Source organism: Halomonas sp. 3F2F, assembly GCF_014897805.1.
In the GTDB taxonomy this organism is placed as follows: Bacteria; Pseudomonadota; Gammaproteobacteria; order Pseudomonadales; family Halomonadaceae; genus Vreelandella.
Genome location: NZ_JABUZE010000087.1, coordinates 1 through 8,736, shown reverse-complemented (window position 1 = coordinate 8,736; position 8,736 = coordinate 1). Strand labels below are relative to the sequence as shown.

The window sequence follows — 8,736 nt, the reverse complement described above, 5'->3', positions numbered from 1 at the left end:
TCACCGTGCAGTGCCACCTGTGGGTTGGTTGACGCATGATGCGTCACATCTAACTGATCCAACGCAATAACGTTCAAGCTTTCAGATACTGGTAACGACTCGCGAAGATGTTGCTGGGTGAGTAACAGCTCGATGCCGCTGTCTTCAACCATATAGGCCAATCGATCGCTCGGATAATCCGGATCCAACGGTACATAAGCACCACCCGCTTTGAGGATACCCAACAACCCCACCACCATCTCAACTGAGCGCTCAACGGCGATGCCCACCCGGGTCTCGGGGCGCACGCCCAGGCCTACCAGGTAATGGGCCAAGCGATTGGCACGGGCGTTAAATTCAGCGTAGCTGAGTGACTGATCTTCAAAGATTAGCGCCGGAGCTTCCGGGGTTGCCTCAGCTTGGCGCTCAATCAGATGGTGAATAGACGAGACATCTGAGAAATGATCAGAATTTTCTCCCCACTCACGCATCAATTGCCCTTCGGCTTGGCTTAGCAGGCTAATTTCACTTATCGTTTTCTGCGGTGCCGTTTGCAGACTGTCCACGATGCCGGCTATAGCCGAATACATGTAATCACACAAACGCTGAGCACCAATTGTATGGCTAACCTGCCCGACCAGTTGGAAACCATTAGTCAGATCATCCACCGACATCGTGATTGGATAGTTGGTGCGCTCCTGACTGTCCAGCAAAATCATGCCCGGGCTAGCCCGAGAGTCTTCATCCTCCGGCGGACTATAACGGTAGTTAAATAGAGTTGTGAACAGCGGTGTGCCTCCGGGTAGACCGCTGCATCGTTGCGCTAGGGCGAGGCTCGCATGCTCGTGGTGCAAAAGTTCAGTCAACACATCATGAGTCCAGCGCAGACAGTCAGCCACACCGTTCGTGCCCAGTTCGATGCGGGCAGGTAAGGTGTTGATGAACATCCCTAACGCCCGTTCGGCCCCCTCGGTACCTTGCATGCGCCCGAACAGCAGAGTGCCAAATACCACATCGTCCCGACCCGTCGTCTTGCTCAGCACCAAGGCCCAAGCTAGATGAAACAGGCTGGCCGTGCCGACACCATGGCGCTGGGCCTGTTGCCGCACTTGCTGGGCCAGTTCCGTGTCTACAGGAACGCGAACTTCCTCTATATCGCTGCCATCGCCACGAACGTCTAACAGCCCAAAGGGCGCTGTCGGTTCTTCAACATCGCCCAACCGCTCGTGGAAGAAAGCTTCATGTTCTTCCACGCTTACCCCTAGCCGCACCTTTGCCACAAAGTTGCGGAAGGGAAGCGTCTTGGGCAACTCATCTTCACGGCCTTGCTGGATCAGGGCAATTTCTTCCACTAGTAACTCAAGGGTAGTGTGATCCATGACCAAGTGATGACCGGGTAGCTGCATTAGCCATCGATCCTGAGTAGCATCGTAAGCAGCCAGCGCCCGAAGCATCGGCGCTCGCCGCACATCAAGGCGATGATGCTCAGGATCCACTTTCGCATTCAGTTGTTCGGCAACGCTTTGTGATGAGACGCCATCCACGTTTAGCCATTCGAGGGCTAATTCGGCATGCCGGTATACCACCTGTACCGGCTCGCGCAGGTTTTCCCACAACACCGCTGTACGTAAAATATCATGACGGGCAATCAGCTTATTGAAACAGGCTATAAAGGCTTCCAGTCGTTCTCGGCTGTCGAAGCCAAGCAGACGCGGGGTGACATAGGCATCGCCTTCTTCCTGCAGCCTATGGTGGAAGAGAATGCCCTCCTGCAACTGCACCAACGGGTAGATGTCCTGAATATTGCTGGCTCCACCCGGCACTGTTGCTTCGATCACACGGATCTGCTCTGCATTAAGCTCGATTAGCGTCAACATCTCTGGCTGGATTGCCGAACAGCCATCTGGAATGCGGTTGGCCGGGATGATAGTTTCCTGACGCTCTGATGTCTGCGTCAATGCCTGGGCAAAGGCCGCTAGCTCTGGACATTGGAACAGAGTGCGTACCTGTGCCGTCAACCCTCTGTGCCGCATTCGCTCCAGCACTTTTAAAGCCAATAACGAATGGCCACCCAATTCAAAAAAGTTGTCGTGACGGCCGGTCCGCTCAACACCAAGGACTTCAGACCAAATCGCTGCTAGCGCTTCTTCCACCTCGCCTTGAGGTGGTTCGTACTGTGACCCACTAGCTAACTCAGGCTCGGGCAGTGCCTTACGATCTACCTTGCCATTGGCATTCAGCGGCAGTCTATCGAGCGTGACCACAACGCCCGGCACCATATAATCTGGCAACTGTTGACCCAACCGATCGCGTAATTTACGGGTGTCAAATTCACTGTCGGCTTGGGGAACCACATACGCCACCAGCCTCGAGCCACTTGAACTTTCTTGGGCAACCACCACCGCCTCGCGAATTTTCGGTTGCGATAGTAGCTCAGCTTCGATCTCACCTAGCTCGATACGCAAACCGCGAATCTTCACCTGATGATCGAGGCGACCCAGGTACTCAAGCTGACCATCCTCCCGCCAGCGCACTAGGTCACCAGTACGATAGAGGCGCTCGCCCTCCGTGAACGGATCGGCGATAAAGCGCTCCGCTGTCAGATCACTGCGATTGAGATATCCACGGGCAAGGCTTATCCCGCCGAGATAGAGCTCTCCCGCAACGCCCTGAGGTACTAGGTTCAGCTCACCATCCAAGACGTAGGTCCGGGTGCCGCTGATGGGCCGCCCGATGGGTATCTGGCGATGAGCGTCCTCACGGCACCACCAGTGAGTGACATGAATTGTAGTTTCGGTGGGGCCATAGAGATCGTGCAGGTGGGCGCCATCAAGGCACTCAGCCACATCTTGCTGTAGCGTAGCTGGAACGGCCTCGCCACCGCACATAATATGCTTGAGTCGCGTCTTGGCTTTAACATCGGGATAAGCCAGGAAGGCCTTGAGCATTGAGGGCACAAAATTGAGTGTGGTAACGCCGTGCCGCTGGATCAGCTCAATGATACGCTCTGGATCCCGATGGTCGCCTGGCTGAGCGATCACCAAACGTGCCCCGACACTCAGCGGCCAGAAAATTTCCCATACTGAGACGTCGAATCCGAACGGCGCCTTGTGCAGCACAGCATCGGTGTCGGTGAGCTGGTAGGTCTCCTGCATCCAGACCATGCAGTTGGTCAAGGCATCATGGCGGATGGCGGCGCCCTTGGGCCGACCGGTGGAGCCTGAAGTGTAAATCACGTAGGCGAGGTTCTCGCCATGTAGCGCCACCGCTGGATCGGTAGCGGCGTGATGTGCCACATCCAGCCGATCCAACTCAACAACGCTTAGGCCATCAGCTACCGGCAATGACTCACGCAAGTGGTGCTGAATCAGCAGCAACTCGATGCCACTATCTTCGGCGATGAAGGCCAGCCGCTCCAAGGGGTACTCAGGATCCAGCGGCACATAAGCCCCCCCCGCCTTAAGAATCGCCAGTAGCCCCACCACCATCTCGATGGAGCGCTCCATGGCGATGCCCACTCGAGCTTCGGGTTCTACGCCTAGACCGATCAAATAGTGGGACAGACGATTGGCGCGTGTATTGAGTTCGGCGTAGCTGAGCGACTGATCTTCAAATACTAAGGCAGTAGCCTCTGGCATTACTGCAGCCTGGCGCTCGACCAACTGATGAATTGGTGCAACTTCGGAATACTGTTGAGTATTCTCTCCCCAGCCGCTCAACAACTGCTGCTCGTTTTTTCCTAGCAGGCTGGTCTCACTTATCGCTTGCCACGGTGCCGCTTGCAGACTTTCCACAATGCCGACTACAGCGGCTTCCATGTAATCACATAACCTTTGTGCACCAATCGTGCGACTCACCTGCCCTACTAGCTGGAAGCCCTCTCCCAGATCATCTACCGCCATACCAATCGGGTAGCTGGTACGCTCCTGGCCGCCCAGCACTTCCATACCCTTCCAGGCATGAACGGAACGACCTTCGTGCTTAGGTGCGCTATAGCGATAGTTCAGCAAACTGGTGAAGAGCGGCATGCCACTAGTTAGCCCACTACCGCGCTGCGCAAGGCCAAGGCTAGCGTGCTCGTGATACAGCAGCGCAGATAGAGCCTCGTGAGTTTGTCGCAAGGACTGCTCAATACTTTGAGTACCCATTTTTATGCGCACAGGCAAGGTGTTGATAAACATCCCCAGTGCTCGTTCAGCTCCTTCAGTGCCCTGCATACGGCCGAACAAAACGGTGCCAAATACCACGTCATCCCGCCCGGTGGTTTTGCTTAGTACCAAGGCCCAGGCCAAGTGGAATAGGCTAGCCGTGCTCACACCATGATGTTGCGCCTGCTTCCGCACCTGTTGAGCCAACGCTGGCCCTAGCGGCAGCCGCATTTCCTCAATATCGCTGCCATCGCCGCGCACCTCCAGTAGCCCGAAAGGCGCGGTCGGTTCTTCCACATCGCCCAACTGCTCGCGGAAGAAGGCCTCATGCTCTTCTGAGCTCACCCCCAGACGCGCCTGTGCCACGAAGTTGCGGAATAGAATCGGCTTGGGTAGCTCATCCTCGCGGCCTTGCTGGATCAGGGCAATTTCTTCCACCAGTAACTCAAGGGTGGTGTGATCCATGACCAGATGGTGGCTAGGTAACTGTAGCAACCAGCGTTCCTGCTCAGCATCGTAGGCAGCCAGCGCCCGAAGCATCGGCGCTCGGCGTACATCGAGGCGGTGGTACCCAGGATCCACCTCGGCATTCAGCCGTTCGGCAACGCTTTGTGATGAGGCGCTATTCACGTTTAGCCATTCGAGGGCTAATGCGGCATGCCGGTATACCACCTGCACCGGTTCACGAATTCTCTCCCAAAGCACCGCCGTACGCAGAATATCGTGACGGGCAATCAGCTGGTTAAAAACAGCAATAAAGGCTTCCAGCCGTTCTCGGCTGTCGAAGCCAAGTAAGTGTTGGGTCACATAGGCATCTCCTTCTAGCTGCAGCCGGTGATGGAAAAGGATGCCCTCCTGCAGCGGTGCTAGCGGATAGATATCTTGAATATTGCAGGCTCCACCCGGCACTGCCACTTCAATCTCGTGAATCTCTTCACCATTGAGTTCAAGCAAAGGCAGCATCTCTGGCTGGATCGCCGAGCAGCCATCCGGAATGCGGTTGGCCGGGATGATAATTTCCTGCCGCTCTGATGTCTGCGTCAAAGCCAGGGCAAAGGCCGCCAGTTCTGGGCATTGGAACAGTGTACGTACCTGAGCCGTCAGTCCCCGATGGCGCATTTTCTCCAGCACTTTCAGAGCCAATAACGAATGGCCACCCAGCTCGAAGAAGTTGTCATGGCGGCCCACCTGCTCCACGCCCAACACCTCAGACCAGATCTCCGTCAGTGCTTCTTCCACCTCGCCGTTAGGCGGCTCATACTGCAAGCCACTGGCCAAATCTGGCTCGGGCAACGCCTTACGGTCTACTTTGCCATTGGCATTCAGCGGCAGTGCTTCGAGCATGACCACGACGCCCGGCACCATATAGTCCGGCAGTCGCTGCCCCAGCGCTTCACGTAGTAAACTGGTGTCGAGTTCACTACCAGCCTGGGGAACCACATAGGCCACCAGTCTCGAACCTGTTGGGACTTCTTGCGCTACGACTACCACCGCGCGAACCGCCGGCTGAGCGAGTAGTTCGGCTTCGATCTCGCCCAGCTCAATACGTAGGCCGTGGATCTTCACCTGGTGATCGAGACGGCCCAGGTACTCAAGCTGGCCATCCTCACGCCAGCGCACCAGATCGCCGGTGCGGTAAAGACGTTCGCCCAACGCAAACGGATCAGCGACAAAACGTTCAGCGCTAAGGTCAGGGCGATGCAGGTAGCCCCGAGCCAACCCAATGCCTCCGAGATACAGCTCACCCGCTATGCCAACCGGTACGAGATTCAGATCGGCATCCAACACCAGCGCCTTGCGTGCCCCAATTGGCTGGCCGATCGGCACTTGGGACGATTGTCCAAGTCGTCCAGTATCATTCGACCATAGCGTCGGAGAGATAACGGCTTCGGCCGGACCATAGGCATTGAAAAGGCGCTCCGGTTGGCAAACTCGACGAATTCCTTCGAAGTCTTCACGAGACCAGGCTTCACCACCGGCAATGCAGAGGCGCACCGATAAGGAACCTACCGGCAAGCTTTGATAGAGATGGCGTAAATAAGCCGGTGGCAGATACAGCACGCTAACGGCATGCTGCTGCACCAGAGTGGCTAGCGTCTCGGTTCCTAGATATCGTCCCTGTGGGAGCACAAGGGCAGCCCCTGCTAGCAGTGGAAGCAACCACTGCTCCCCAGCGGCATCAAAACTGATCGAAGCAAACTGAAGCAGCCGGTCTTCAGGCATCAGACCATAGCGCTCTCCGGCCGCCTGAAGATGCATCGACAGCGGGCCATGACTCACTCCGACTCCCTTGGGCCGCCCGGTGGAACCCGAGGTGTAAATCACATAGGCGAGGTGTTCGCCATGCAGCGTCACCTCAGGGTTGGTCGAGGCATGCTGAGTGACATCCAGTCGATCCAGCTCGGTAACGTTCAGACTCTCAGCTACCGACAACGTATCGCGAAGATGCTGCTGGGTGAGCAGCAGCTCGATTCCGCTGTCTTCGACCATATGGGCCAACCGCTCGGCGGGGTAATCCGGATCCAGTGGCACATAGGCACCACCCGCCTTGAGAATCGCCAGCAGTCCCACCACCATCTCAATGGAACGCTCAACAGCGATGCCCACCCGCGTCTCAGGTTTTACGCCTAGGTCTGTCAGGTAGTGAGCCAACTGGTTGGCACGGATATTGAGTTGGGCGTAGCTGAGTGACTGGTCTTCAAATACTAGCGCCGCGGCCTCTGGGGTTGCCTCAACCTGTCGCTCAATTAGCTGATGGATTGGCTGGGCATCGGGATACCGTTGCGTGTTTACGCCCCATTTGTGTAATGTTAGTTGTTCATCTTTATCTAGCAGTTCGATATCGCTCAACGCGCATTTCGGCACCTCTGCCAGTGCCTGAAGAATGGCCGTATAGTACCGAGCTAGACGCTTAATGGTGGTTGCATCGAATAGCTCTTCTGCATAAACGAAGCTCGCCTCCAGGCTGCCATCCTTGCGTTCTACCACATTGAGCGTCAGTTCTAACTGCGCTCTTCCCTGCTCCAGCGACCAGGTTCTCAATTCCAGTCCTGGTAGCGTCTGCAGCGATCCATGATCTTGCCGCTGGTGATTGAACATTACCTGGAACAGCGGCGTGTGGCTCAGGCTACGCTCTGGCTGCAGCGCTTCCACTAATTGCTCGAACGGCAGATCCTGATGTTCTTGTGCCCCCAGCGCCGCACGCTTAACCTGTTCCAACGCATCAACTAGACTTAAGCAACCATTCAATTGGTTACTAAGCACCTGAGTATTAACGAAGAAACCCACCACGCCTTGAGCTTCCGTCCGGTGGCGGTTGGCGATTGGCACGCCGACCCGGATATTTTCCTGCCCCGTATATCGATACAGCAGCGCTTGGAAACCGGTGAGTAACGTCATAAACAGGGTGGCACCCTGAGCTTGGGTTCGCTTACGCAGCCCGCTTATCAGTGACTCTGGGAGCACCATGTGGTGGCGCGCAGCGTGATAATGACCATCGTTGCGGCGCGGGCGATCAGTCGGCAACTGCAGTACTGGATGTTCGTCGCCAAGTTCCGCCTGCCAGTAGACGAGCTGGCGCTCTTTCTCGCCTGCTTCCATCCATTGACGCTGCCAGAGAGCATAATCGGCGTACTGAATCGGCAAGGCTGGCGGCTGCCAAGTCTCCCCCGTCACCCGGGCGCGGTAGTCGGCAGTAAACTCATCAATGATCAACTGCATCGACCATCCATCGGATATGATGTGGTGCATCACCACCACCAATAGATGCTCCTCTTCGGCTAAGTGCAATAACCCCACCCGTAACAGCGGCCCCTGCTCCAAATCAAAGGGAACATCGCAGAGCTGCGTAACTTGATTTTCTATCGCTGCCTCGCGCTCATCTTTCAGTACATGGCTTAGGTCAATATCGTGCCACACCAAGTCGCCCTCAGCCTGTACCACCTGTATCGCACCACCTTCGCCATCGTCACGGAACACCGTGCGCAATGCTTCATGGCGCGCTACTAAAGCGGCGAAGCTACCTCGCAATGCTTCAGAATTAAGGGCCCCCTTAAGAATCAAAGCCCCAGTGATACGATAGGCGCTACTATCCGGATCCAGACGCCATAAAAACCACTGGCGGAGCTGGGCATATGAGAGCGAGCAAGTTTTCTGTTGTGATGAAGGACGAGAAAGAATAGGGAACTGGCCGATGCCCAATCCCTGAGTACGAATTTTCTCGTAAACCACACGGCGTTGCTCAGTTGGCAAGCCGGCAAAGCGCTCTGCAATACGGCGGGGATCGATGCTACTCATTGAACGGTATCCATGCTGTCGATGAAGGAATCAATGTCAGAGAGCGATTGCTCAAAGGAGTACCCACTGTTTAGCGTGGAAATGCATTCTGCTAAGTCACGGAGTAGTGGATTTTTAAACACCTGCGATATTTTGAGCTCCACTTGCATAACAGCTTGAGTGCGAGCCGCCATTTGCATCGCAAGTAGCGAGTGCCCCCCCAACTCGAAGAAGTTGTCGTGACGGCCCACACGTTCAACGCCAATTACCTCAGACCAGATTTCCGCCAACGCTTCTTCCATCTCGCCCTGAGGCGGCTCGTGCTGAGAGCCAC

The 8,736-nt window shown here is 55.9% G+C and carries 2 protein-coding genes; both read right to left on the bottom strand.

What is annotated here, in order from left to right; all coding sequences use genetic code 11:
• Nucleotides 1-8,423 (bottom strand): non-ribosomal peptide synthetase (locus INT21_RS10340; RefSeq protein WP_193085166.1); only part of this gene is annotated, 8,423 nt, incomplete at its 3' end.
• The coding region (locus INT21_RS10335; protein WP_193085165.1) for a phosphopantetheine-binding protein at nt 8,420-8,736 on the bottom strand (317 nt) is incomplete at its 5' end. The genes INT21_RS10335 and INT21_RS10340, both read right to left, overlap by 4 nt.